Origin of the sequence: Shewanella sp. HL-SH4 (genome assembly GCF_051164845.1) — a bacterium.
Classification (GTDB): domain Bacteria; phylum Pseudomonadota; class Gammaproteobacteria; order Enterobacterales; family Shewanellaceae; genus Shewanella; species Shewanella glacialimarina.
Map to the genome: position 1 here is coordinate 2569592 of NZ_CP195037.1, position 25894 is coordinate 2595485.

Below are 25894 nucleotides of genomic sequence, written 5' to 3' on the forward strand. Positions count from 1 at the left end.
GAGGGAAGGTTTGCAGAGTGGATATTGTTTAATTCAGCAGTCTTTTTGCCGACAAGAATAAAAAAAGTAGCACTGAGCTATGTCAGTGCTACTTTTCTCTCAACATTATTTTTAACCAGCAGCATATTTAATCAATATTAGTTACAGTGACATCGACGCGCGTTAGAAAAACCCTAACGGATTAATATCGTAACTGACCAATAAATTCTTAGTTTGTTGATAGTGATTTAACGCCACTTTATGGGTTTCTCGACCGACACCCGATTTTTTGTAACCCCCAAATGCAGCGTGGGCAGGGTACATATGATAACAATTGGTCCATACTCGGCCTGCTTCAATCTTACGTCCCATGCGATACGCTAAATTCATATCACGGGTCCACACGCCTGCGCCTAAACCGTATTCAGAGTTATTCGCCAGTGCCAATGCTTCAGCTTCATCTTTAAACGTGGTTACCGAAATCACCGGGCCAAAAATTTCTTCTTGGAACACCCGCATATTATTAGTGCCTTTTAGCAAGGTTGGCTGAATATAAAACCCTTTTTGGTAGTCGCCATCAATCGCTTCTATGTCACCGCCCAGCAAGACTTCCGCACCTTCATCTTTGCCAATAGCAATATAGCTCATAATCTTATCGAACTGTTCTTGGGAAGCTTGCGCGCCAACCATGGTTTCAGTATCGAGTGGATTACCGCGTTTAATCGCTTTGGAACGTTCAATGATTTTGGCAATAAATTGCGGGTAAATATCTTCTTGGATCAACAATCTTGACGGGCAAGTACACACTTCACCTTGATTGAAAAATGCCAGTACCGCGCCTTCAATACATTTGCTTAGGTACGCATCTTCAAAATCAAATACATCTTTAAAGAAGACATTGGGGGATTTACCGCCTAGCTCAACGGTTGAGGGGATAATATTTTCTGCGGCGCACTTCATAATATGTGAGCCAATAGGCGTTGAGCCGGTAAAGGCTATCTTAGCAATACGTTTGCTGGTGGCCAGCGCTTGGCCTGCCTCAGCGCCATAACCATTGACAATATTGAGTACACCGGCAGGTAATAAGTCACCCACCAGTTCCATTAACACTAAAATAGACGCTGGGGTTTGCTCCGCGGGTTTTAACACCACGCAATTTCCTGCTGCTAATGCGGGAGCTAATTTCCAGGCGGCCATTAATATCGGGAAATTCCACGGAATAATTTGGCCCACAACCCCTAAAGGTTCATGAATATGATAAGACACAGTATTGGCGTCAATTTCAGCCGCACTGCCTTCTTGTGCTCTTAAACAACCTGCAAAGTAGCGAAAATGGTCAACCGCGAGGGGAATATCTGCATTTAATGTTTCACGCACAGCTTTGCCGTTGTCCCAGGTTTCAGCAACAGATAATAAGGTTAAGTTAGCTTCCATGCGGTCAGCTATTTTGAGTAATATATTCGAACGCTCAGCGGCTGAAGTAGCTCCCCACGACGCTTTTGCTCTGTGAGCAGCATCTAAAGCCAAATCGATATCGTGTTGATCAGAGCGCGGAATTTGGCAGAAAACTTGGCCATTAACTGGGCTGATGTTATCAAAGTATTTGCCATTGACCGGTTCGACCCATTGGCCACCAATATAGTTTTGATAAATCGATTTGAAGGTCATCACTGAGCCTGTTTCACCGGGTGCTGCGTAGATCATAATACTTTCCTCTAATTGTATTTGTTGGATTACTAATTAACCTAGAACAGTTATAGGAAAGTTTACTATTCTGAAAATCCATAGCTGTTGACTCACAGTACAAATAATTATCTGACCTGTGTTTTATGCGTTGCGCCAATAGTAAGGATTGTTGTACGGAATTATGTATGGGGTTGATAAGCGGGATTGTTATATCGAATAGATGTAACCCTGCAATAGGTGGCAGACATGATAAATGGATTTTTACAGCAAAAGCGCGCAGCGCCTCAAGTGCTGGTTGAGAATAAAATTAGCTTTGCTGGGCCCGAGGTAGAGCTCAGTATTTATGATACGTTTGAGCAAGCGTCCCGCGTAGCGTTGAAGTCAGATCAATTATTGTTTTGCGGCATGGTAACTGGCAAAAAAGTGATGCATTCGGTTGATGATTATGAGGCGGCTTTTTATCCCCATGAGTCTTTTATTATGGCGCCAAATCAGGCGGTAGAAATAGACTTTCCTGAGGCTAAAATTCATCAACCGACAACCTGTTTAGCAATAGAAATTTCGACTGACCGTGTGCAAACAATTGCCAATCAACTGCAAATGCGTACACCTATTAATAAAAGTTATGGTGATTGGCAATATCAGCAATCCTTAGTACACACCCATCATAACGAGCAAACCCAAGCTTTGCTTGAGCGCATGGTGCATATTTTTACTGAAAACGAAGTCGACAGAAATTGTTTAATTGATTTAGCCATTTCAGAATTGGTGATTCGTTTGTTACGTTTTCAAACTCGGGATTTTTTGTTGTGCCACAGTGAGAAAGACCCTGAGTTTAATGGGCTTAACTCGGCGTTGCAGTATATTAAAAGTCACTTAAATGAAGCACTTAATATCGATGCCTTATGTCGCCAGGCTTGTATGAGCCGGAGCAAATTTTTTCATCAATTTAAAATCCATTTTGGCTGCACGCCAATGGCGTTTCAGCAACAGATACGCATGAAACAGGCGGCAAAATTAATTGCCCAGGGGCAGCAAATTACTCAGGTGTGTTTTTCGCTGGGGTATCACAGTGCAAGTCATTTCAGCCGCTTGTTTAAACAGTGTTATGGCATAAGCCCCACTGACTACAAGCTGCGTCACTTAAACAGTTAACCAAATCATCTCTTGTGTATGGTTGCTTAGCTGTTGTAATCGTTTTCAGCGGCTAACAGCGCCAGTGCTTTTAAGGTTAAGGTTTCAGAGTAGGCATTTATTTTAGGATGCTCTGGGCTCCAGCCTTTGATAAAACGATGAAAATCAGCCCAGGCAATGGCATATAGCGGACTCCATGCACTTTCGAGTTCTGCTGAATTGATAGCGGGGTGGTAATGCGCAACGCTGATGGTTAATTGCTTGAAATAAAAATCAAGATTCTGATCTACGGCTTGTTCTATGCTCGCTGTGGGTTGATTAAATACCATCACACTACTGAGAAAATAGGCCACATCTTTCATGCCGCAGCCTTTGCCAATGTATTGAAAATCGACCGCAGCCGCCTTAGTTGAGTCAGGGGTAAAACAAAAGTTGGCTAGCTTTGCATCACCGTGTACTAAGGTTTTAAACGGGCAATTATTAAGGATGCTATCTAACGAAGCCGCCGCATTTTTGAGTTTATCATCTTGTAATACCTCAAGTTCATCAGGCCTTGTCGCTAAGTGCCAGTATGTGCCAATCGGCCATAATCCCTCGCCAGTATGCTGCATAAATCGGCCATGAAAATGAGCCAGCCAGGTTAAACAGGCCTGAATAACCGCTTGTGTTGGTTGGGGGTTAACACGATTGAAACCGAGTACGGCTAAATCTTCTAAAATGAGCAGTGTCTCGTGGTCAGTTGTTTCAATCCATAGACATTTTGGCACACAAGAATCAGCCGTACAGAGATTGGCGTAATGCTGATACCAATAACTTTCTACTTGATACGATTGGAGTTTCCGCTGGTGTGATAAATCAGTCGCCCAGCCTCTAGGATGAGTTTTGGGTTGTGGGAATTGAATATGTTTAACAATGACCGATGCACAGTGATAACCCGTTAGATGAACTCTGACAAGCTCACCATAACCGCCCCAAAGTGATTGAATCGCGTCAACATGGGAGACGCTTTGCGCGCCAAGGGTGTTAACGATTTTTGCTAACTGTTGTGATTGCATATTACTTTGGCATTACCGGGCGAGATAAATCAAACCGATTGTCTTCGGTAACTGTGTAATAAGCGGTTGGGCCGCCTGCTCTCATAACGGGTTCAGCGAGTGTGGTTTGATAAATACCATTGTCATCAATCAGGTGATTGGCGATATGCACCGCAATGACTTCACCAAGCACTAGCCAGGTATCAATATCTTGGCCATTGGCATCTTTTAATTGAATGCATTGGGTTAACTTGCATTCAAAGTTCACCGGACTTTCCGCCACTCTGTCTACCCCAATCAATTTACTCGGTGCAGGGGTTAAGCCCGCAAAGGCAAACTCATCTTCACCGTGGGGTAAAGCCGCAGATGTTTGATTCATTTTTTCAGCTAATTCACGGGTGGTTAAGTTCCACACAAATTCGCCGGTTTCTACAATATTGGCCACACTGTCTTTCCAAGCTGTGCTGGCAAAACCGATAATGGGCGGGGTGTAATTGAAACAGTTAAAAAAGCTATAGGGCGCAAGATTGCGTTGGCCTTTGCCATTGCGTGATGAAATCCAGCCTATTGGGCGTGGACTGATAATGGCATTAAGCGGATCGTGGGCTAACCCATGGCCTTCACTCGGTTGATAAAAATAGCGATCGTCTTGAGCCATTAGTCAGTTCCTTATTGTGATGAATGTTTGTTTTTTGAACATTTATGATCCAGCTCCCGCCTTTTTGTTGCGAACAGCCTAATATTAAATCATCAGAGTGATATCTAGCATACAAATTGGAGATTAGCATGCAAATGACATTGCGATTTTTAGGCGCGACACAAGAGGTTACTGGATCTTGTCATCTAATCACAGTTAACCAGCAATCTATATTACTTGATTGTGGATTAATTCAAGGTGGCAAGGCGGATGAGCTGCGTAACCGTGATCCATTTGATTTTCGGCCTGATCTTATTAGTGCCGTGGTATTAAGTCATGCCCATATTGATCATTCAGGTCGCTTACCGCTATTAGCAAAGCAAGGGTTTACTGGCCCAATTTATACCCATAAAGCCTCGGCAGAGCTGTGCGCTATTATGTTAAAAGATGCCGCTATGCTGCAAGAGCGAGACACCGAGCGGCAAAATAAAAAACGTGCTAAAAATGACTTAACACCGCTTGAGCCTTTGTTCACCCAGGATGATGTTGATCAGGTCTTAACCCAGTTTGTTGCCCTAGAATACGGCCAACGTTTTGCGGTAACAGACGATATCGAAGCGACGCTATCCGATGCAGGTCATATTTTAGGTTCTGCGGTAGTCGAGCTTTGGCTGGGGCAGCAACCTAAGCAAAAAAAGCTGGTGTTCAGCGGGGATCTTGGCCGTGAAGGCATGCCAATTCTGTCAGACCCCACCATGATAGAACATGCAGACTTAGTGATGATGGAAAGCACCTACGGCAACCGTCAGCATCGAAGCTGGCAAGATACCCTGACTGAGCTTAAAGGCATCTTTGCCAATACCATTCATAAAAGCCGTGGCAATATTTTACTGCCAGCTTTTTCAGTGGGACGGGCGCAAGAATTACTGTACTTATTCCATATTTATGCCAAAGAATGGGATTTATCGCGCTGGCGAATTTGTCTTGATAGTCCGATGGCAATTAAAGCAACTCAGGTTTATGTCAATAACTATCCATTGATGGATGAAGACTTTAAGCGTTTTACTCGCTTATCGCCTGGGCAACATCCCTTATTATCTACCGCCGAATTTACTAGCAGCACAGAAGAGTCAATCGAGCTTAATGATATACATGAAGGGCTAATTATTATTGCCGGTAGTGGCATGTGTAATGGCGGTCGCATTCGTAACCATCTAGCCCACAACCTTGCGCGCAAGGGCACTGATATTATTATCTGCGGTTATCAAGCTTTAGGGACTCCAGGGCGTCTGCTCGTCGATGGGGCTAAAGAGCTAACTATTCACGGTCAAAGTATAAAAGTGGATGCCAAAATTCATACTATTGGTGGGCTTTCTGCCCATGCTGATCAAGCGGAACTCTTAAGTTGGTATCGTCATTTTGTTGGCAATCCTCCTGTGGTCTTAGTTCACGGAGAGCCTGATTCACAAAAAACATTGCTTGAGATGTTAAGTCAGGACCCGCAATTAGCTCCCAAAAAAGGGATAATTGTTGAAAAGGGCAACTGTTTAGACTTAAATGCCTTACCTGAATTAGTGTGGGTACCCAGTTAATGAGGTCAGTTATGTCCAGATAGCCTTAGGCCTTTACACTTAAAAAGCGGAGATTTTATGACTCTGTAAATGGATTTTAATGTGTTAGCTTGTTAAATAACCTTTACTGACATGTTGAAATCAAATGCTGATATATAAATTATTACCGTCCTCTGCAATGGCTTGTTTGCAGGGGTCATTGCTTGCGTTACCTATTATTCTTAATCCTGCGTTTGCTAACGCAAATGTGCCATTATCTAGCAGCGTTAACAAAGCCTTACCACAATTAGAATCGCTTTATATTCACTTACACCAGAACCCTGAGTTGTCGTACCATGAAAAAAATTCTAGCGCTCGAATGGCGCAGGAACTAACTCGTCTAGGATTTACCGTGACCGAAAATTTTGGCGGTTACGGCGTGGTTGGGATACTCAAAAATGGTAAAGGACCGACTATTATGATCCGCGCTGATACCGATGGTTTACCCATTATTGAACAAACGGGAAAATCCTATGCCTCTAAGGTAACCACACTTGATGCCAGCAATAATAAAGTGGGTGTAATGCATGGCTGTGGCCATGATATTCACATGACTAGCTTAATTGGTACGGCGCAGCAGTTAATGCAACATAAAGCCGATTGGAAAGGCACGCTTATGATGGTCGCTCAACCTGCTGAGGAAGTGGGCGGTGGTGCTAAAGCCATGTTAAAGCAAGGCTTGTTTAGCCAGTTTTCAACCCCAGATGCCGTATTAGGTCTGCATGTTAGTGCGACAATTCCCGCAGGTAAAGTCGGTGCAATTAGTGGTTATGCCCTGGCCAATGTCGATTCTGTTGATATCAAAATCAAAGGTAAAGGTGGCCATGGTGCATACCCACACACCACAATAGACCCTATTGTCTTAGCCGCGCGCACTGTGATGGCACTGCAAACCATTCCGAGTCGTGAGATATCTCCACTTGAGCCTAATGTGGTTACAGTGGGGTCTATTCACGGCGGATCAAAGCATAATATTATTTCTAATGAAGTGATGTTGCAGCTAACGTTACGCTCATATAATCCTGATGTCCGTGAGCAACAAATCGCGGCGATAAAAAGGATAACTAAAGGCATAGCCATTAGCGCGGGTTTACCAGAAGAACTGATGCCTGAAGTGAATGTGCATGATGATGAAACCATCCCCTCTACCTATAACGACCCAATGTTAGCGGCAAAAGTGAAAGCCAGTATTGAAGCTGAAATTGGTGCCGATAATGTGTTAGTTGCGCCACAAGTTATGGCAGGTGAAGATTTTGGTTTATACGGCAGGACTGCCGAAAAAGTACCTATCACTTTATTCTGGTTAGGCGCAGTTGAGCCTCAAATATATGCCGATAGCGTGTCTAAAGGAGACACTTTACCGTCACTGCATTCAAGCCAATTTGCCCCAGATTATCGGTTAACTATCAGCACAGGGGTGAGATCAATGACCCGAGCTGCGATAGATTTGTTTAATCAGTAAATCTAACAATGCCTGCTATGTAGGCATTTTTATTTCAGCTATTTTTTATAATAAGTGGTTATAATGCCACGAAATCACTCATTCATTATCGAGCTCCCATGACCATTATTTTCACCACCAATGTCGGCGATATTCACATCGAACTCGATATGGAAAAAGCCCCTGTCAGCGCGAAAAACTTCATCAGATACTGCCAGGAAGGATTTTATGAGCAGACTATTTTTCACCGTGTTATTAAAGGATTTATGATCCAAGGGGGCGGTTTTACCACCGACATGACCGAAAAACCGACTCATGCACCGATAGCCAATGAAGCTAATCGCGGTTTAAGCAATGTATTGGGCACCATTGCTATGGCACGTACAGATGCGCCGCATTCAGCTACTGGACAGTTTTTTATCAATACCGCAAATAATAGCTTTCTCGATCATACCGCCACCACTAACAATGGTTGGGGTTATGCTGTGTTTGGCAAGGTCAGTGCAGGTATTGAGGTGGTGAAACAGATTGAAAAGGTTAAAACGGCAACGATTGCTGGCCATGAAGATGTACCCAAAGAGCCAATTATTATTGAGTCGGTGACGATAACCACCTAAGCATAACGAGTCAGCATCACAGCGGCCAAATAAAATTCATTACCGATTGAGGGGACTCGATTCGGTAGTGGATTTGCGTTACTGAGATAGACCATCATTACCTAATATAGACAGAATGTTACGACAGATTGTTACAGGCTGTTACCAAAAACCTTGTCACTATTACCACTAACTTTTACTCACACCTTCATTCCGTTATCTATTGATGATAAAACTAATGCATCATGCTAATTTAGGTATATATAAGTATGTGCTAGTAGCCGGTTTATCGAGAAAGAAGGTTTATCGAGAATGTTATGCAGCTTACGGATATAGAATTTAAATCTTTACAGCAAGCTAAACAGTTGCTTGAAAACCCTGGGCTGGCGGCTAAGTTGACCGATTACATCGGCGCGCCTATTGAAAAAGGCTTTGCCTTGCTGCCAAAAAGTATTAGTTCAACGGTGACTAAAGTCACTCAAGCAGCCTTGATGAAGGCAAGTCAAGCTGCCTTGTATACCTTAAAAAATCAGCCAGGGACGCACTCATCTAATAAGTTACATAAACTGGGCGTAGCAATAAGTGGTGGCGCAGGTGGTTTTTTTGGCTTGAGCGCGATAGCTATTGAACTGCCTATTTCAACCACCATTATGTTACGTTCAATTGCCGATATTGCTAGAAGTGAAGGTGAAATCATCACTGAACCCGAAACACAACTTGCCTGCTTATCTGTATTTGCTTTAGGTGGAAACACAGTTGACGATGATCAATCTGAGCAAGGCTACTTTGCGGTGCGCACCGTATTAGCGAACTCTATTGCTGAAGCCGCCGAGTATGTTGCCAGTAAAGGGGTTTCAAAGGAAGCGGCTCCTATGTTAGTTAAATTAGTTGCCATGATTGCGGAACGTTTTGGCATACAAGTGACTCAAAAGATGGCAGCTCAGGCTGTGCCTGCTATTGGCGCTGCCGGTGGGGCAGTCATTAACACTCTGTTTATTAGTCATTTTCAAGACATGGCTCGAGGGCACTTTGTTGTTAGGCGTTTAGAGCGCAAATATGGCGTAGCACTTGTGCGTAAATGGTATGACGACATTGAACTAAAGCTCTAAAAGATTATGGCTAGGCAGGTGCTATAACAATACAACTAGCAGTAAGCAGCATTACTTTAGTCAATAACCTAATAATCAAGATCAAAGCGGTACGCTTTGTTTCAACCAAGGATAGCCATAATAATGAGATTGAACTCAGCCATAAAAGGGATAGTGTACAGTGCGTTAGCTTTAGTCGGTTTACATGCAAATGTAACCGTCGCGAAAGATAAATTAAGCTTTTTAGAATACACAATTGATGCCGATATAGAACTGGTTCAGCCTGCTATATCAGCCAATATTATGGACAATGAAGGCAATGAACTTATTGTCATTGGTGTCGATGATAATGCCCAACGTTGGCTATATATTTATGGTTTTAAGCAAGAAAAATTAAGCTTATTAGACAAACAACCATTAAGCCAAGCACTGTTTCGCTACGATGTTTATCAGCCTGAAGATGACAGTCAGCAATTACAATTACAAAAACTGTACTTTTTAAGTGCCGACACTTTGTGGCAATACCAAGTTGGTCATCCTGCGTTAGCGTCAATATCTGAGCAGGCTACGCAAAGCCAAATCAGTAAAGCTGCCAGTATTAGTTCAATAACCTTAACTCCCCAAGCTGATTTCATCTCCCGTGGAGAATTTGTCAAAGACATCAATAATGATGGCATTGCCGATATTGTGTTAAGTGACTTTAAAGCCATGCATATACTGCTAGCTAATAATGATCCCGCCACTGAAATACAGACCTTTATCACACAATCTTTACCTTTATTACCCAATATTGAATTAACCGATAATGGCGCACAATATAGTCAACCAACCTTGTATTTTTCCGACGCTAATTTTGATAACCGAGACGATATTATTAAAGTGGGTGAGGGATTATTAGAAGTCTATTTTCAGCAAGATAACGGTCAGTTTTTGTTATCGGCGACATTTATTCCTGTGAGTCAGCCTATCAGCGGAGTGAACTGGTGGAATAAGCGTGACATTTATGGCGGACAATTAGATCAAAGTAATTTGATGCACCGTAAAGTTGAAAAACTCGACGATATTAACGGTGATGGAATAACAGATTTAGTGGTGCGCTATACCAAAAGCAGCGGTGTATTTGATAAAAGTAATGATTACGAGGTGTATCTTGGCCGTAACAAGGACAATACCCTCAGTTTTGGCCGTAAACCTACCAGTGTTATTCGGGCTGAAGGCACATTATCTGGACTCAGTTTTGTTGATTTAGACAAAGACAACATAGATGAAGTATTGGTGTCGGGTTTTGATATTGGCGTGTCACAAATTGTTGGCGCATTGTTATCTGGTAGCATTGACCAAGATGTGTATGTGTTCAAAATGAACAGTGAGTTTCAATTTCCCAAACAGGCTAATGTGGCTAAAGAAGTTGAATTAAGTTTTAGTTTAACCTCAGGCCAAACCGGTGAGCCTGTTATTACCCTAGGCGACTTAAATGGTGATGGTTTTCAAGAGTTACTATTATCGGATACCGAAAAACGCTTAAAAATATTTCAAGGCCAAAGTGGTGAGTCACCTTTTTCTAGCCGCAGTGATGAGTTGGAATTTACCTTGCCTCAAAAAGGCTCGCTCGTTTCTGTGACCGACATTAATCATGATGGTAAAGATGATCTATTGGTTCATTATGGCCGCCAGGATGATAAGGCCTTACAGCGCAAAATATTGGTCTTTATCGCCGAGTAATATTTAGCAAAAATGTGTTAAATGTTAGTTGTAGGCTGATTAAATCATCTCCAAAAGATTGAATCTAATTAGCCTATTTTTGTATCTACAGTCCAAAATCTGAAATTTATTGATCTTGTTTCCCGTGTCACCAAATCAAAACTGAGTCTGTTCACAGGTTCACAATATTAAGCAGTTTTACTGGTTTGTTAACTATTTCGCTGTCATTTTAATATGTTGTACTTTAGTTAAATAAATAATGACATCGCTGTCATTTTTATGGTGTAGTAGTGCAATAAATTTACAAAATACGACTCTAGTATTACGATAGACATGAGGTTTCCCTATGACATTGAAAACAAAAATAATCTTGTTTGCTACCTTGCTATTTGTGTCTAATCTAGGGATTGCTCTAGGCGGTTTACGTGCATTATCAGACTCTAGTCACAATGATAATATTGCCCGTATTAATCAATTAATGAAAAGTACTGCAAATATTGTGGCTCAATTTGAGCAATTTCAACTATCGGGTGAACTCAGCGAAACGCAAGCTAAGGCATTAGCCATCCAAGTGCTGCGTGAGAACAAATATCACGACTCTGAATATGTTTATGTGGTTGATAATAATATGGACTTTGTTGCCACACCGCATGATCCGCAATTGCATGGAACTAGCTTTAATGACTTTGTTGATGCAGATGGCAAAAGCATTGGTCAAATGGTACAACAACTCGTGGGCAACCAAACTAGCAAGATTTTGACCTATGAATGGACGTCAGAGAGAGAAGGTGAAGTCGTTGCGTTAACCTCTGTTGTGCAACAGTCTGAGTTATGGCATTGGTATGTGGGTACAGGAATAAGTTACGCTGAGGCGGATGCAAGGTATTGGTCTGTTGCCAGTGGCTTGTTAACTTTTGCTATCGTTGTGGCAATTATTTTGTCGCTTAGTTTGGCTCGATTTGGTTTTAAGTTACGTCACTCGCTAGGGGCAGAAATTGAGCAAGTACATCAATTTGTGTTAAGTGTATCTCGGGGTAATTTACGCCAGCACCAAGCCTTCTCTGCCGCACAGCGTGACAGTGTGGTTGGCGCAATGAATTATATGCAAGTTGGCTTGCAGGGTGTGGTGAAAGGAATTAAAAGCGTTACTGACACGCTTCATCAGCAGGCAGATGGCTCAGCTAAACGCTCTAATGAGCTAGATCAACTGACGCGGGCAATGCATGATGAAACGCAAATGGTGGCTTCAGCGATTACTGAATTAACCGCATCGTCTGCCAATGTTGTTGAACATGCTAAACAGGCCGCACAGTCGGTTAATGCCGCAGAGCAGCAAGGTATTAATGCCCATAGACTTACCCAAGAATCAGCTAAAACAATTTCGCTATTAGAAAACCAGATTGAAAGCGCGGGTAAAAACATTCAAGTGTTAGACGATGAAGTGAATAACATCGCCAGCGTATTATTAGTGATTCAAGGCATTGCTGAGCAAACCAATTTATTAGCATTGAATGCCGCGATTGAAGCGGCAAGAGCTGGTGAGCAAGGGCGTGGGTTTGCCGTGGTAGCAGATGAAGTTAGGCAGTTAGCACAACGCACCCAAACCAGTACTGAACAGATTAAGCAAATGATTGATAAGCTGCAAAAGGCGACCCAAGACGCCAAGGCTTCTGTGGTAGAAAGTATTGCGACCAGTGAAGAAACTGTCACCAAGTCAGCACGGGTCACCGACGAGCTTAAAAATATTGCCCAGTCATTATCTGATATTGCCCACATGAGCCAGCAAATATCTCAAGCGGCTACCGAGCAGTTAGCTGCCGGCGAAGACTCTGCCCAGCGCATTGTAGTTATTGCAGACATGGCTTCTAAAACTAATACGGTTTCTGAACAGGCTCACAGTGTCAGTGAAGATGTCAAACAGCTCACCTACAGTTTAGAGGCTGAGATTGAGAAATTCGAAATATAAACAATTATCTTTGTGATAAAAAGGCTGCTGATTAGCGGCCTTTTTATTTGTGCCTATTGTAAAAGTGGCTCACAGTAAAGTACTCAGTTTATGGTGACTCTTTAGTTGAGTTAATCGACTTGCTTATAACGAATTATTAACATTTAATAGGGAGCTGATTTTAATATTCTGATAGGGACGAAACATGAAAAGACTGGCAATAGGTTTGATTGCATTATGTTGTACGCCAAGTTGGGCGGAAACCGCACTAATTCATAATATACAAGGCTACAGCGTTAATAATGGCCAATTACAAACATTTTCAGCAGTTAAGTTTACTGACGATAAAATCGAGCAAGTTTATATAGATAAACCTGATTTAGCGCTTGAAAAAGGCGTGACCATTATTGATGGCAAAGGTAAAACATTATTACCGGGTTTAATTGATGCCCATGGTCATGTGCTGGGTTATGGTCAAAGTCTTCAGCGGGTTGACTTAGTGGCCACCCAAAGTGAACTTGATGCCATTAGCCGTGCACAATCTTTTGTAAAACAGACACCTTCACAGGGTTGGTTACTCGGCAGAGGTTGGAACCAAGAGCTATGGGACAGTAAAAAATTTCCCACAAAAACTAGCTTAGATAAAGTCTTTGCCGATACTCCAGTCGCATTTGGTCGAGTAGACGGTCATGCATTGTGGGTTAACAGTAAAACTCTCCAGCTCGCCGGTATTACCGCAGCCACTAAATCACCAGAAGGTGGTGAAATTATTCTAGATAGCCAAGGCCAACCTACGGGCGTGTTAATCGATAACGCGATGAACTTGGTATATGAGGTTATTCCTGGCATGACAGCGGCGCAGCTTGAGTCGACTTTAGTCACGGCAATGAAGTCGCTAGCCTCTTACGGCTTAACCAGTGTGCACGATGCCGGTGTGAGTATTGATAATATTAATGCCTATCAAGCATTGGCCAAAGTTAATGCTATGCCTATTCGTATTAACGCCATGTTGTCGGTTGAAGATCCTCAGTATGCTACTTATCTTGCCAAAGGGCCGTTCAAAACCGCTGACGATATGTTCAAAATGGATAGCGTTAAAATATCGGCAGACGGAGCTTTGGGCAGTCGCGGTGCCTCTTTATTGGCAGATTATAGTGATCAACATGGCCATAAAGGCTTAATGCTGTATTCCAATGATAAGTTAGCTGAGTTAATTCTGGAGTCGATGACAGCAGGGTTTCAGGTTAACACCCATGCCATTGGCGATAACGCCAATAAAGTAGTGCTAGATAACTATCAAACCGCGATAGCAAAAACCAAATCGCCCACCTTAAGGCACAGAGTTGAGCACGCACAAATACTAGAGGTGAGTGATATTAATCGTTTTGCCGAATTAGGAGTAATAGCGTCTATTCAAGCAACCCATGCTACTAGTGATAAGAATATGGCTGAAAATCGTTTAGGTAAAGCACGCTTAGCCGGAGCTTATGCATGGCGCAAGTTATTGAATGCCAATGCCCGTATTGCTAACGGCTCTGATTTTCCGGTGGAATCACCTAACCCTTACTTTGGTTTACATGCTTCGGTCACCCGTCAAGACCGAGATAATCAACCTTTAGACGGTTGGCTCTCGGCAGAAAAGCTTACCCGTATAGAAGCGCTTGATAGTTTCACATTATCTGCCGCCTATGCTGGTCATCAAGACACTATAATAGGCTCAATTGAAGTGGGTAAAAAAGCTGATTTCATTTTAGTCAGTGATGACTACTTTGAGGTTGAGCCTGAAGATATTTGGCGCAGTAAAGTGATAAGTACCTGGGTTAATGGTCGTTTAGTGTATCAAAATAGTCAATTTGATATGTGATGCACAAGTTCAAATAGCCATAATAATTACCAATAAAAAAGCCTCAAAAAGAGGCTTTTATTGGTGTTTATAATGCATTGAGTTGAGATATCACTCAGCTAAGCGTTTTTCTAGCTCAGTGACTTGGGCTTGTAAAGCTTCTAACTTTTCACGGGTTTTTAATAGCACATGTTGTTGTACTTCAAATTCTTCGCGCGACACCACATCTAATTTCATCAGTTGGTTCTGTAACACCTGTTTACTGCGCTCTTCAAACTCTGCTGCAAATTGCTTAACACCGCTGGGTAAGTTTTCGCTGAGCTGTTTGGCCACTTCTTCTATTTTCTTTGGATTAATCATGATTTGCCTTCCTACGCCAATATTGCAGCCATTGTAGCTTAGGCAGGTGCTGGCAGCAAAATATGACGTCAAAATTGTTAACTCTACCAAGTTACCATCTGCTATGATCCGCCTTCGTGTTTAATAGTGGGAAAGTTATTTAATGAAACTCAATCCAGGACAGAATGAAGCAGTACATTATGTCTCAGGCCCTTGTCTGGTCTTAGCTGGCGCTGGCAGTGGTAAAACGCGAGTTATCATTAATAAAATAGCTTACCTAGTCGAAAAGTGTGGCTATAAAGCGCGCAATATCGCTGCGGTAACCTTTACCAATAAAGCCGCTCGTGAGATGAAAGAACGTGTGGCTCAGTCTATGGGCCGTAAAGAAGCGCGTGGGTTATGGATTTCTACTTTTCACACCCTGGGGCTAGAAATCATTAAGCGTGAACACAAAGTGTTAGGCTTAAAAGCGGGCTTTTCACTGTTTGATGATCAAGACACATTTGCACTATTAAAAGAGCTAACCCAAGACGAGTTAGATGAAGATAAAGATTTAATTAAATCTTTGGCGTCAGCCATTTCTAATTGGAAGGGTGGGTTGGTCATTCCACAGCAAGCGCGCAAGCTCGCTAAAGATGAGCAAGGGCAGTTATTTGCCATGTTGTATCAGCGTTATGCGCAGCATATGAAAGCGTATAATGCATTAGACTTTGATGATTTAATTCTTATTCCTACATTATTACTGCGCATGAATGAAGAAGTGCGCACCCGTTGGCAAACTCGCATTCAATACTTGCTGGTGGATGAGTATCAAGACACCAATACCAGCCAATATGAATTAGTGAAGTTGTTGGTGGGAGAGCGTTCAAGATTTACCGTTGTGGGCGATGACGATCAATCTATTTACTCATGGCGCGGGGCTAAACCGCAAAATTTAGTCCTATTAGGCACTGATTTTCCTCGGCTTAAATTGATTAAACTGGAACAAAATTACCGCTCTAGCCAGCGTATTTTACGTGCGGCTAATATCTTGATTGCTAATAACCCCCATGTGTATGAAAAGGCTCTATTCAGTGAATTAGCCTATGGCGAACCATTACGGGTATTGATTGCCGCGAACGAAGAACAAGAAGCTGAGCGAGTGATTGCGGAAATTATTCGGCATAAGTTTGTTGGCCGTACCCAATTTGGTCAATACGCCATTTTATACCGTGGCAACCATCAATCGCGCTTACTTGAGCGGGCGTTGATGACCAACCGTATTCCTTACAAACTCAGTGGCGGCACGTCGTTTTTTTCCCGCGCTGAAATTAAAGACATTATGGCTTACCTGCGTTTAGTGGTGAATCCCGATGATGATAATGCATTTCTGCGTGTAGTGAATTTACCTAAGCGTGGTATTGGTCCAGCAACCTTAGAGCGCTTAGGTAACTTTGCTAATCAAAAACATATTTCAATGTTTGAAGCTATTTTTGATGCGGGCTTAAACCATGAACTGGCACCTGCCGCGATAAAATCTTTATATCAGTTTGGCCAGTTTATTGTTGATACCGCAGAGATAGCCAAGCGGGGCGAATCTGTGGATGCGATTAAAAAGTTGATCCGCAGTATTAACTATGAAGATTACTTGTACGAGACCAGTACAAGCGCCAAAGCGGCTGAAATGCGGATGAAGAATATTTCAGAACTGTATCGCTGGGTCACCGAAATGCTCGAGGGTGATGAGTTAGATGAGCCGATGACTTTACCCGAGGTGGTAACACGACTCACTTTACGCGACATGATGGAGCGTAATAGTGAAGATGAGGGCGGCGATCAAGTACAGTTAATGACATTACATGCTTCAAAAGGATTGGAGTTCCCATTTGTGTTTATGGTGGGCGTAGAAGAGCGTATTTTGCCGCACCAATCGAGTATTGATGAAGATAACGTTGATGAAGAGCGGCGCTTAGCTTATGTAGGTATTACGCGGGCGCAACGTGAGCTGTGGTTTGTTATTTGCCGCGAACGTCGTCAGTTTGGTGAGACTATGCGCTGTGAGCCAAGTCGTTTCTTGATGGAGTTACCACAGGATGATTTAATTTGGGAAAATCGCAAACCACAACAAACAGAGCAGCAAAGAGTAGAGTCGGGTAAAAGTAACATTGCCAATTTAAGGGATATGTTTAAAAAGTAATACGCCTGGGTGAGGTTTAAAACGTCTGCTGCGTGAGTTAAAGGGCGAAGGCGATTGTTAAATGAGTAAGCAAGGCTAAAATTAATCAGTGTGCGTGCTTTAACGCTCGTCCTTGACCTATTCGGTAGCCCAATTCTAAAAATTGTTGCCGTTGCTGTAAGGTATCGATACCTGTTGCGACAATCTTTAAATCTAATGCATCAGCCGATAAGCGGTACGCCTTAACTAATTTCAATTGGTTTTCATTGAGTAAATGTTTGCTGATTTCGTTATCTAACATCAAAGTTGATATTGGTAAAAAGCTCAAGCTACTGAGTGAGCTATAACCCGTCCCAAAGTGATCAACGCCAATATTCCCCCCAAGTTGCTTAATAATATCAAATGCGTTGAGATGATTCTCAGTGTCCTTAACTAGGGACTTTTCATTGAAGAATAGGGTTAATTTAGATAAATCTATTTCGCTACTTTTGACGGTTTTTTTCAAATTTCGCAGCGCGTATTTGTGCTTAACATGCTGGCTTGAAATAGACATATATAGTTGTATGTCTTGACCAAATTGTTGCTTCAGTTGAGGATAATCTTGGTTTAATCGTTTGAAAATATAATCATCCAGTACGAGTTCGAGTTGTGAGCTATTGGCCAGCTGCAGTAATTTAGCATGGTCCCATTTTCCATGTTTATCATGGTGCCAGTGTGTTTTAGGCTCAATCGCCAGCACGGTTGTTTGATCGATGTCGTATATTGGATGGTAATCTATTTTAATTTGTTGTTGATTGATAGCCTGCTTTAACTGCTGGTCTAAATCATATTGTAGTTCGGACTGGTAGCTTAGTTTACTGTCGAAAATGATATAGCAGCCTTTACCATTTGATTTAGCTTTATACATGGCTTTGTCAGCATCACGTAATATGGACTCGCTGGTTTCTAATTGGCTGGTACTACTGAACGCAATCCCAATACTGGCTCCCGAAACAAAGTCTTGATTGGCTAACAAATATGGCTGACTGATTTGATGCAAAATCCGTTCACTTACCTCTACAGCATCTTGAGTACCATGAATAGTATCAAGTAATACCACGAACTCATCTCCACCCATTCTGGCTAAGGTATCATTTTCACGGATACAACTTTTTAAACGCTTAGCGGTTTCAATTAAAAATCGATCGCCTTCCAAATGACCAAAAGTATCATTTATCACTTTAAAGCGGTCTAAGTCGATGAACAGTAACGCAAACTGGTCTAAGCCATGGCGTCTAACATGTTTCAATGCTTGTGATAATCGCTCCATAAGATAATTGCGGTTAGGCAGACCGGTTAAATTATCATGCTGGGCATCGTGAACAAGCTGCGCTTCAATTTTACGGCGCTGATTAACTTCTTCCTGTAGATCGATATTCATTTGTGCCAGGGCTTGGGTTCGCGTAGTCACCTTTTCTTCGAGCAATTCATGGCTGCGCTTTAATGAATCAACCGCATCTTTGCGTTCAATCGCATTAGCAATATGTTGTGAAACGAAAGTCAGCAGTTCAAGATCTTTGATTTGATAATTTTGTTTTGTATCTAAACTGTAAATGGTTAGCGCACCGACAACTTCGCCATTAATCACTAATGGTATGCCTATCCATTGATGCATCAGTTCAGTTCTATTGAGTGCCGGTGATTGGGCATAAATGTCACCATGCTTAATCAAGGTTTTAATATCCTCACCACTGAGTAGCCTTGGCTGTTTGTGTTGCAAAATATATTCGGTTAAACCATCTTGCATTGGGCGGCTGGCTGGATATTCACTGTCCATCTCCGATACATAAAATGGAAATGACAAAGTATTATTTTTATCAATGAAAGAGATAAAACAGTTTTGTGCGGGTAAAAGTTGGCTAATAATTTGATGAATACGATTATAAAAATCATGCTGTGCAACATTTGACGCAGATAAGTCAGCTATTTCGAATAACGATTTTTGCAGGTTTTCAGCTTTTACCCGCTCTTTCACTTCTGATTTAAGGCTGTTATAAGCTTGGCTTAATTCTCGAGTGCGTTCTTCAATCGCTAATTCAAGTTGTTCATGATGCCGCAGACGCTCCATCACCCCTGAAATATGATGGCTAATAAAACCCATGAGTTCGAGTTCAAGTTCACCGTAATTAATTTGGTCATTGTAACTTTGAACCACCAGTACACCGCTGACAATATCTTGGTTTTTAATGGGTACCCCAAGCCATTGATGGCATGGTGAGCCCAAGCCTTCAATTTCTCCCTGCTCAATGAGTTGATTAAAGCCAGCGTCGTCACAGAGTAAAGGTTGGCCTTTTCGAAACACATAGCCCGTTATACCGCGGGTTAAAATGGCAGAGATTTCTTCATCAGGGTATAGCTCTGTTGGGTGGGGATCTTTCTCATCGGCAAAAAAAGGTAAACTCATCATGCCGGTTTTGGGATTTTGCGATGCGATAAAAAAGTTGTCAGCAGGAATTAAGCGTTGTAAATGTTGATGCACTCCAATATAGAAATCATCTAAAGATGCCGCTTTAGTTGCAATGTTAGAGATACCTAATAAAGCATTTTGAATGATTTCCGCCCGTTTATATTTAGCGGCCAAACGCTTTAAACGCATAACACGACGTTGAAGTGATTCAACGTTATTGGTTAGCTTTGGATAATTAACGTCCTTATCTATCATTAGCAGTTGCTTTATCCCATTAAATACAAAAAAGAAATCCGTTATTTCAACACCTATAATTAGCATAGTTTGATACGTGATCCAAGTAATATTATGTCACGTACAATGGTGGTAATTGCAGCTAATGAGTCAAAAGTTAATCAGTCAGTTAAAAAAAGTAAATCAGGGCTAGACGTGGAGGCAATTTATCCTTAGTATATGCGTCGCTAACCAAGGCGAGCGCCCATAGCTCAGCTGGATAGAGCGTACCCCTCCGGAGGGTAAGGCCGAAGGTTCGAATCCTTCTGGGCGCACCATTCGGTAGTATGTTTTGTCGGATTTGGTTAGTAAGATTGAAAGTCAGTGGTGATTGTAGCTCAGTTGGTAGAGTCCCGGATTGTGATTCCGGTTGTCGTGGGTTCGAACCCCATCAGTCACCCCATTCAATTTGTTGTTTTATGTATATTTCGGTGATTAGCGCAGCCCGGTAGCGCATCTCGTTTGGGACGAGAGGGTCAGAGGTTCGAATCCTCTATCACCGACCACATTTCCGCTTTCTTATAGCGAATTTAGCCTCAAAGTTAAATAAATATCAGACTTGTTTTCAAGTAAAATCTCGGTGATTAGCGCAGCCCGGTAGCGCATCTCGTTTGGGACGAGAGGGTCAGAGGTTCGAATCCTCTATCACCGACCACATAAAGCAAAAAGCCACTCTTATGAGTGGCTTTTTGCTATCTGAAATAAAATATTTTTAATAAGATTAATAAACTACTTTAACTGATTGTGATTTAACCGGCAGTTGCTTAACGGATAGTTGCTTAACTAATTGCAGCTTAACTGACTGTGCTGGGTATAAAAATGCCAGCGATTAAGCTGGCATAGTGATCTTGATTAATGACCGATTAGTCTTCTACGCGTACGCCCCACACATCGTGCTCGTCGGCATGAATAATTTGCACCCAAATTTTATCGCCAGGTTGTACGTCAAACTCGTCGGTTAAATACACTTTACCGTCAATTTCTGGTGCGTCCATGTATGAGCGGCCAATAGCGCCTTCGGTGTTCACTTCATCAATTAAGATTAAATACTCTTGACCAATACGGGCTTGCAGCTTGTCTGCGCTTATTTGCGCCTGTAAAGCCATAAAGCGTTGTAACCTGTCTTCCATAACATCGTCAGGCACATGGTCTGGTAAGTCGTTGGCTTTAGCGCCTTTTACTGGCGAGTATTTAAAACAACCTACGCGATCTAATTGTGCTTCTTCTAAAAAGTCTAATAACTCTTCAAACTCTTCTTCGGTTTCACCTGGGAAACCAACAATAAAGGTTGAACGGATCACCAATTCTGGGCAAATTTCGCGCCATTTAGCAATGCGTTCTAACACTTTGTCTGAGCTACCTGGGCGTTTCATCAATTTAAGGATGCGTTTATTGGCATGCTGAAACGGAATGTCCAAATACGGTAAAATGCTGCCCTGCGCCATTAATGGAATAATGTCATCCACATGCGGATAAGGGTAAACATAATGTAAACGCACCCAAACACCTTGTTTTGCTAACTCTTCACAAAGCTGCTGCATGTGAGTTTTGATTGGCATGCCGTCCCAAAATGCCGTTTTATGTTTTACATCGACACCATAGGCTGAGGTGTCTTGTGAAATAATCAATAATTCTTTAACGCCAGCTTTGACTAAACGCTGCGCTTCACCTAACACATCACCAATGGGACGAGAGTCTAAATCACCGCGCATAGAAGGAATAATGCAGAAAGTACAACGGTGGTTACAACCCTCTGATATTTTTAAATAGGCGTAATGTTTAGGGGTCAGTTTAATACCGTGATCTGGCACTAAATCGATTAATGGATTGTGTTTTGGTTTTTCAACATGCTGATGAACCTGTTTAAGTACTTCGTCATAGGCATGTGGGCCGGTTACGCCTAGTACGTTAGGGTGTAGCTCAATAATTTCATCTTTCTTAACACCTAAGCAACCTGTTACCAGTACTTTACCATTAGCTGCTAATGCTTCGCCGATAGTGTCTAAAGATTCTTGTACCGCACTGTCAATAAAGCCACAGGTATTAACGATAACCATGTCAGCATCGGCATAAGTAGAGACTACGTCATAGCCTTCTGTACGCAGCTGGGTAAGAATACGTTCTGAATCGACAAGGTTTTTTGGACAGCCAAGACTAACAAAACCAATTTTAGCCGCGCTAGTTTGTATTGGGCTATTTAGGCTTAATGCTGATTTTGCTTGTTCCTCTATGACCTTCTTGGGTGTCGCTAGGGTAGTGGTTTGTTTAGGGTCATAGTGATTAACAGTCATAGTGCCTCTATAAATAGGTATAAAAAAACGAGTAGATAACAGCCAAAATTGGAGTGGCGGAATTATACAGCAGTCTTTTTGCTATTACAGCTAATGAAAGCAACGCGGGGAAGTTTTTATTGTGTGGCAATAGAGGTTCGATTGAACCTCTATGTGAGTGAGTGTGCTAAAACCATCTTATTGTTAACTAAATAGCCTCGTTTAAGACTTGTTGGCGTTTTTGTTTTGACTGCACTTTAGATTGGCGTCGTTGCCAATATAAATAAAATCCGGTGAAAGCTAAAAATACTGGCATCAAGCCTAAAAAACACCAAATGATACGTGTGATTAAGCCACCAAAATAACCAAAGTGTAATTTACGAAAACTGTCGATAAACACCATTAAAAAATCTGCTTGGCGAATATCTTGTTTTGACAGCAATTTACCGCTCATTTTATCAAAACTGACCATACTGCTGTATTCGCTATTCAGTGGGTTTGTGGTGTCGACTTGACCGTAAAAATCGATATTCCGCTCAGGTTCGTGCGGCATGGCAAGGTAACCTGCTTGGAAACTGTCTATTTCTGTGGATGACTGTTGACGTAATTGCTCGAAGGAAATATCTAAGCTGTGCAAAGGTTTAGTGATATAAACATGCTCGCCGTCGCCGTGTTCCGTGACTTCATGAATAATGCCGCTGATATTCCAGTAAGCTCCGGTAAACGCCAATATAATCATTACTGGCGAGCTAATGATACCGATCATTTTATGAATGTCGCTGTACAAAATACGCTTTACGGCACCTAAACGTAGGGTGAATAATTTTGTCCAAAATCGACGGTAAATAATCATGCCGCTGATCCCTAAAAATAACATGATGAGTGCTGCAATGAAGGCTATTGAAGCCCCTTTTACATGGAGTAAAAATGAGTAATGTAGTTCGAGTAGCCAGTCGGTGATGTAGTGATCCATAGGTTGAGGTTGTGACAAAAGCTGCGCTGTATATTGATTAATATAGACTTTATTCCAATCTTCTGTGCCGCGTTTAATCAAGTAGGCAGCATCTGAGCGTGACTTATCATCAAATAACTCCCATCCACCTAACTCATAATCAGGATTAGCCCCTAATGTGGTTTGCATTAAGGTGTCTAAATTAACTCTTGGCGTTGTGGGCAGTGCGTCGACAAGCATGTGTGCTGGTCGCAGTAGACTATCTATTTCCACCTTGAAAACCAGTATGCTGCCGGTTATCGACATAATTAAGATAGGCAACATGGCAATTAGTGCACCATAGGAGTGCCATTTAAAGAGGGTTTTTCTCATGCTTACCTCTGTGTAGGTTGTCTGTGCTTTAGATTCGGTTTGACACTTATCATGGCAAAGTAATAGCGCAGAATTTTCTACGCTATTGTTTGTGCATAGTTTGATTAGTGATTACAAACGCCAGCTCATTGTGGCGCTGTAATTAGCCGGTGCACCGTAAAATCCCTGTGCCCAATAAAGACTGGTAAGGTATTTTTCATCGGTAACATTGTTGGCATTAACAGTGAGGTCAAGGCTGTCGGTAAAGTGATATTTAGCCATTAAATCAATAATGGCATAGGCCTTTTGATGAGTAGTGATCTCTTGTCCTGCATTAATGAAGTCAGCACCAACCAAGCCTTGTGAGCGCTGTATATCATCTTGCCAACGCATATTAAGCCCAAATGTGAGTCCTTCAATTAAGGCTAAGTCATAGGTGGCGGCAAATTTAAATAACTGACTTGGAGTGTAAGCTGCAACTTGGTCATTACCTTTAATGTCAAAGTCGGTATAACCAATACTGGCGTTTAGACCTGGGTAAATTTCGCCTGCAATATCCAGTTCAAAACCATTACTGCTAATGCCGTCTGAACCGATATAGCGGCGCTCTGTTGGGGGCAGTTGGCTTGTGCGTGGATCTACCATAGCAAGGTTAGTTTGTAGAATATCAAAATAGGCCAGTGTGGTGATCAGGTTGCCATTAAACAGTTCACTTTTAAGGCCTACCTCTTGGCTTTCGCCGGTCACAGGGGCTAATGTGTTGTCGTTTATATCTAGCTCGCGCTGTGCGGTGAATGTTTCGGTATAGCTGGCGTAGGCCAATAGTTCTGGAATGAAACGATAAGTCATACCAACATAAGGGATAAATTGCGCATCTTCTACATCTTGAATGTTGTCGTATGACTCGCCTTCAGCTTGCCAGTCGTTATAACGACCTCCCGCAATTAAATAAAAATCCTCAAACAGATTAAATCGGCCGGTAAAGTAAGCTGCTTTTTGGGTTGCGCTAACATCGCTGCCTTTAGGTGCGTCTGCAAAGGTCGGTTTTGGGGTGTTGCCGTCCCAGGTATTTAAATCTGGCATTGCAGGGAAGCCATTTCCCGTGCTGTAGTCGTATAGTGAGGTGTCTGTGTAGTCCATTTGGGCATAATTGATACCTGCAACAACTTGATGCTCTCGGCCAAATAGCGTGACATCACCATTGATATAGATATCTGCTAGGTTATGATTTTCGTCTAAATCATATTCACTACCATAACCAGTTAACCCAAGTTCGGTTGTTTTGTCCGGTGTACCAAAGACATAAAATAGCTCGGTATCTTCATCGGTAACTTTGTGCGAATAAGTCGCGCGTAATCGCCAGTTATCAGAAAAGTAATGGCTTAATTCAACTACAGTATTTTGCTTTTCAACTTGCCAGTTAGACCAATCGGCTGAAGTGTTGGTTGAACGGTCATAGTTTGTTGCACTGCCATCGGTATAGGACAGTGGTAATGCGCCCCAGTTATTGCCTTTAGCGTCATTATCAATATAGCTGTGGCTGATAGACAGGCTGGTATCATCGGTGAATTTGGCGTCAATAAAGGCATAAAGTACCGTTTTATCAGTTTTATAGCGGTCTAAATAGGAGTCTTTAGTTTGCTTTACGGCAACCACTCTGGCGGCAACAGTATCATTTAATTGAGCAGTGCCATCCACTTCTAAACGTAGATTGTCCCAGCTGCCATAACTGGCCAGCATATTAAGTTGGTTATCATCTGTTGGGCGTTTACGAATAAAGTTAACCGTGGCAGAGGGATTACCCACACCTGTCATTAAACCGTTTGCGCCACGTATCACTTCAACACGATCGTATATTGCGGTGTCTTCATCGGCATGGTTATTACCTGAGGTAAGCGGCAAGCCAACACCGTCGATTTGAAAATTAGTGACATCAAAGCCACGAGCCGTGTAATAGGTGCGGTCGGTTTCAATACGTTCTACGTTAATGCCTGTTGCAGTATCGAGCGCAGAGTTAATGTCATTTAATTGAAAATCGCGCAGCTGTGCATCTGTTATCACCGATACTGATTGCGGTATGTCGCTGATGGCTAAATCAAGGCGTGATGCTCCACTGGCAGAATGGGCATTGTAGCCTTGAATATATCTTCCCTTCACCTCAATGGTTTCAACGCTTGGGTCAAGTTGATCTACCGCATCATTTGAGGTTTCATTTGGGGTTTCAGCATGCAGTGTGCTGATAGGGCTTAGTGCGACAAGTATGGCATATGACAATGTTAATCGTTTCATTTTTGATCATCTTTATAGCGAGCGAAGAAAACGCGGTTAATGCGCAGCGGTAATTTGCAGGCATAGTCTATATAAATAATACACCAACCTAAATAGAAATGATTACCATTTACATTGGTGGTGAA

The 25894-nt window shown here is 42.2% G+C and carries 17 protein-coding genes, 4 tRNA genes and 1 pseudogene; 14 read left to right on the forward strand and 8 right to left on the reverse strand.

Translation table 11 applies throughout. The features are described 5' to 3' along the window. Window positions 1-162: 162 nt before the first annotated feature. A complete protein-coding gene (gene exaC / locus ACRWQL_RS12225; protein ID WP_434931050.1) occupies window positions 163-1683 on the reverse strand; it encodes an acetaldehyde dehydrogenase ExaC in 1521 nt (506 codons plus the stop codon). A gap of 228 nt (window positions 1684-1911) precedes the next feature. Here exaC and ACRWQL_RS12230 point away from each other — a divergent pair, with 228 nt between their 5' ends. Beyond that, window positions 1912-2820, forward strand: coding sequence for an AraC family transcriptional regulator (locus ACRWQL_RS12230; protein WP_434939299.1), 909 nt, complete (start codon window positions 1912-1914; stop codon window positions 2818-2820). Between the two features lie 26 nt (window positions 2821-2846). On the opposite strand, the gene ACRWQL_RS12235 is transcribed toward ACRWQL_RS12230, so the two are convergent. Together ACRWQL_RS12235 and ACRWQL_RS12240 are read right to left on the reverse strand one after the other, a co-directional pair. After that, complete coding sequence (locus ACRWQL_RS12235) at window positions 2847-3854, reverse strand: phosphotransferase (protein WP_434939298.1); 1008 nt, start codon at window positions 3852-3854, stop codon at window positions 2847-2849. 1 nt (window position 3855) lies between these two features. Next, on the reverse strand, window positions 3856-4491 hold the full coding sequence (locus ACRWQL_RS12240; RefSeq protein WP_226412907.1) for a flavin reductase family protein: 636 nt from the start codon (window positions 4489-4491) through the stop codon (window positions 3856-3858). Window positions 4492-4619: 128 nt separating this feature from the next. Between ACRWQL_RS12240 and ACRWQL_RS12245 the strand changes: the two genes are divergently transcribed. The 7 genes from ACRWQL_RS12245 (at window position 4620) to ACRWQL_RS12275 (ending at window position 14715) form a co-directional block, all read left to right on the forward strand. Continuing rightward, window positions 4620-6062, forward strand: coding sequence for an MBL fold metallo-hydrolase RNA specificity domain-containing protein (locus ACRWQL_RS12245; protein WP_434950212.1), 1443 nt, complete (start codon window positions 4620-4622; stop codon window positions 6060-6062). 124 nt (window positions 6063-6186) lie between these two features. After that, complete coding sequence (locus ACRWQL_RS12250) at window positions 6187-7542, forward strand: M20 metallopeptidase family protein (RefSeq protein WP_434939296.1); 1356 nt, start codon at window positions 6187-6189, stop codon at window positions 7540-7542. A gap of 98 nt (window positions 7543-7640) precedes the next feature. After that, window positions 7641-8138 carry a peptidylprolyl isomerase gene (locus ACRWQL_RS12255; protein WP_434939295.1) on the forward strand — a complete coding sequence of 166 codons (498 nt, stop codon included), beginning with the start codon at window positions 7641-7643 and terminating at the stop codon, window positions 8136-8138. Between the two features lie 296 nt (window positions 8139-8434). Continuing rightward, window positions 8435-9226 (forward strand): EcsC family protein, encoded by a 792-nt coding sequence (locus tag ACRWQL_RS12260; RefSeq protein ID WP_434939294.1) that lies wholly within the window; start codon window positions 8435-8437, stop codon window positions 9224-9226. A 123-nt stretch (window positions 9227-9349) separates the two neighbouring features. Further along, window positions 9350-10927, forward strand: a complete 1578-nt coding sequence (locus ACRWQL_RS12265; RefSeq protein ID WP_434927338.1) for an FG-GAP repeat domain-containing protein — start codon at window positions 9350-9352, stop codon at window positions 10925-10927. 325 nt (window positions 10928-11252) lie between these two features. Further along, the gene (locus tag ACRWQL_RS12270) at window positions 11253-12872 is read left to right on the forward strand and encodes a methyl-accepting chemotaxis protein (protein ID WP_434950214.1); all 1620 of its coding nucleotides are present in this window, start codon (window positions 11253-11255) and stop codon (window positions 12870-12872) included. 184 nt (window positions 12873-13056) lie between these two features. Next, window positions 13057-14715: an amidohydrolase gene (locus ACRWQL_RS12275; RefSeq protein ID WP_434950216.1), complete on the forward strand. Its 1659-nt coding sequence runs from the start codon at window positions 13057-13059 to the stop codon at window positions 14713-14715. A gap of 90 nt (window positions 14716-14805) precedes the next feature. Here ACRWQL_RS12275 and ubiK read toward each other — a convergent pair whose 3' ends face one another. After that, on the reverse strand, window positions 14806-15054 hold the full coding sequence (ubiK, locus tag ACRWQL_RS12280) for a ubiquinone biosynthesis accessory factor UbiK (RefSeq protein ID WP_226412923.1): 249 nt from the start codon (window positions 15052-15054) through the stop codon (window positions 14806-14808). A gap of 142 nt (window positions 15055-15196) precedes the next feature. Here ubiK and rep point away from each other — a divergent pair, with 142 nt between their 5' ends. Then, the gene (rep, locus tag ACRWQL_RS12285) at window positions 15197-17209 is read left to right on the forward strand and encodes a DNA helicase Rep (RefSeq protein ID WP_226412925.1); all 2013 of its coding nucleotides are present in this window, start codon (window positions 15197-15199) and stop codon (window positions 17207-17209) included. A gap of 85 nt (window positions 17210-17294) precedes the next feature. Here rep and ACRWQL_RS12290 read toward each other — a convergent pair whose 3' ends face one another. Further along, complete coding sequence (locus tag ACRWQL_RS12290) at window positions 17295-19889, reverse strand: diguanylate cyclase domain-containing protein (protein ID WP_434950219.1); 2595 nt, start codon at window positions 19887-19889, stop codon at window positions 17295-17297. Window positions 19890-20108: 219 nt separating this feature from the next. On the opposite strand from ACRWQL_RS12290, the gene ACRWQL_RS12295 reads away from it, so the two are divergent. From ACRWQL_RS12295 to ACRWQL_RS12315, 5 genes and pseudogenes are all read left to right on the forward strand, one after another. Beyond that, a tRNA-Arg gene (locus tag ACRWQL_RS12295) sits at window positions 20109-20185 on the forward strand. Window positions 20186-20234: 49 nt separating this feature from the next. Beyond that, a tRNA-His gene (locus ACRWQL_RS12300) sits at window positions 20235-20310 on the forward strand. A 26-nt stretch (window positions 20311-20336) separates the two neighbouring features. Beyond that, a tRNA-Pro gene (locus tag ACRWQL_RS12305) sits at window positions 20337-20413 on the forward strand. 72 nt (window positions 20414-20485) lie between these two features. After that, a tRNA-Pro gene (locus tag ACRWQL_RS12310) sits at window positions 20486-20562 on the forward strand. 85 nt (window positions 20563-20647) lie between these two features. Beyond that, a pseudogene (locus tag ACRWQL_RS12315) lies at window positions 20648-20740 on the forward strand (hypothetical protein); the annotation flags it as partial. A 30-nt stretch (window positions 20741-20770) separates the two neighbouring features. On the opposite strand, the gene rimO reads toward ACRWQL_RS12315, so the two are convergent. From rimO to ACRWQL_RS12330, 3 genes are all read right to left on the reverse strand, one after another. Then, a complete protein-coding gene (gene rimO, locus ACRWQL_RS12320; protein WP_434950221.1) occupies window positions 20771-22198 on the reverse strand; it encodes a 30S ribosomal protein S12 methylthiotransferase RimO in 1428 nt (475 codons plus the stop codon). A gap of 187 nt (window positions 22199-22385) precedes the next feature. Next, complete coding sequence (locus ACRWQL_RS12325) at window positions 22386-23501, reverse strand: PepSY-associated TM helix domain-containing protein (RefSeq protein ID WP_434950223.1); 1116 nt, start codon at window positions 23499-23501, stop codon at window positions 22386-22388. A 111-nt stretch (window positions 23502-23612) separates the two neighbouring features. Then, window positions 23613-25769 carry a TonB-dependent siderophore receptor gene (locus ACRWQL_RS12330; protein ID WP_434950225.1) on the reverse strand — a complete coding sequence of 719 codons (2157 nt, stop codon included), beginning with the start codon at window positions 25767-25769 and terminating at the stop codon, window positions 23613-23615. Window positions 25770-25894: the final 125 nt, after the last annotated feature.

Coding starts and splice junctions, on each gene's coding strand:
- exaC (WP_434931050.1), bottom strand. CDS start 1,683: ATGATCTACGCAGCACCCGGTGAAACAGGCTCAGTGATGACCTTCAAA.
- ACRWQL_RS12230 (WP_434939299.1), top strand. CDS start 1,912: ATGATAAATGGATTTTTACAGCAAAAGCGCGCAGCGCCTCAAGTGCTG.
- ACRWQL_RS12235 (WP_434939298.1), bottom strand. CDS start 3,854: ATGCAATCACAACAGTTAGCAAAAATCGTTAACACCCTTGGCGCGCAA.
- ACRWQL_RS12240 (WP_226412907.1), bottom strand. CDS start 4,491: ATGGCTCAAGACGATCGCTATTTTTATCAACCGAGTGAAGGCCATGGG.
- ACRWQL_RS12245 (WP_434950212.1), top strand. CDS start 4,620: ATGCAAATGACATTGCGATTTTTAGGCGCGACACAAGAGGTTACTGGA.
- ACRWQL_RS12250 (WP_434939296.1), top strand. CDS start 6,187: ATGCTGATATATAAATTATTACCGTCCTCTGCAATGGCTTGTTTGCAG.
- ACRWQL_RS12255 (WP_434939295.1), top strand. CDS start 7,641: ATGACCATTATTTTCACCACCAATGTCGGCGATATTCACATCGAACTC.
- ACRWQL_RS12260 (WP_434939294.1), top strand. CDS start 8,435: ATGCAGCTTACGGATATAGAATTTAAATCTTTACAGCAAGCTAAACAG.
- ACRWQL_RS12265 (WP_434927338.1), top strand. CDS start 9,350: ATGAGATTGAACTCAGCCATAAAAGGGATAGTGTACAGTGCGTTAGCT.
- ACRWQL_RS12270 (WP_434950214.1), top strand. CDS start 11,253: ATGACATTGAAAACAAAAATAATCTTGTTTGCTACCTTGCTATTTGTG.
- ACRWQL_RS12275 (WP_434950216.1), top strand. CDS start 13,057: ATGAAAAGACTGGCAATAGGTTTGATTGCATTATGTTGTACGCCAAGT.
- ubiK (WP_226412923.1), bottom strand. CDS start 15,054: ATGATTAATCCAAAGAAAATAGAAGAAGTGGCCAAACAGCTCAGCGAA.
- rep (WP_226412925.1), top strand. CDS start 15,197: ATGAAACTCAATCCAGGACAGAATGAAGCAGTACATTATGTCTCAGGC.
- ACRWQL_RS12290 (WP_434950219.1), bottom strand. CDS start 19,889: ATGATAGATAAGGACGTTAATTATCCAAAGCTAACCAATAACGTTGAA.
- rimO (WP_434950221.1), bottom strand. CDS start 22,198: ATGACTGTTAATCACTATGACCCTAAACAAACCACTACCCTAGCGACA.
- ACRWQL_RS12325 (WP_434950223.1), bottom strand. CDS start 23,501: ATGAGAAAAACCCTCTTTAAATGGCACTCCTATGGTGCACTAATTGCC.
- ACRWQL_RS12330 (WP_434950225.1), bottom strand. CDS start 25,769: ATGAAACGATTAACATTGTCATATGCCATACTTGTCGCACTAAGCCCT.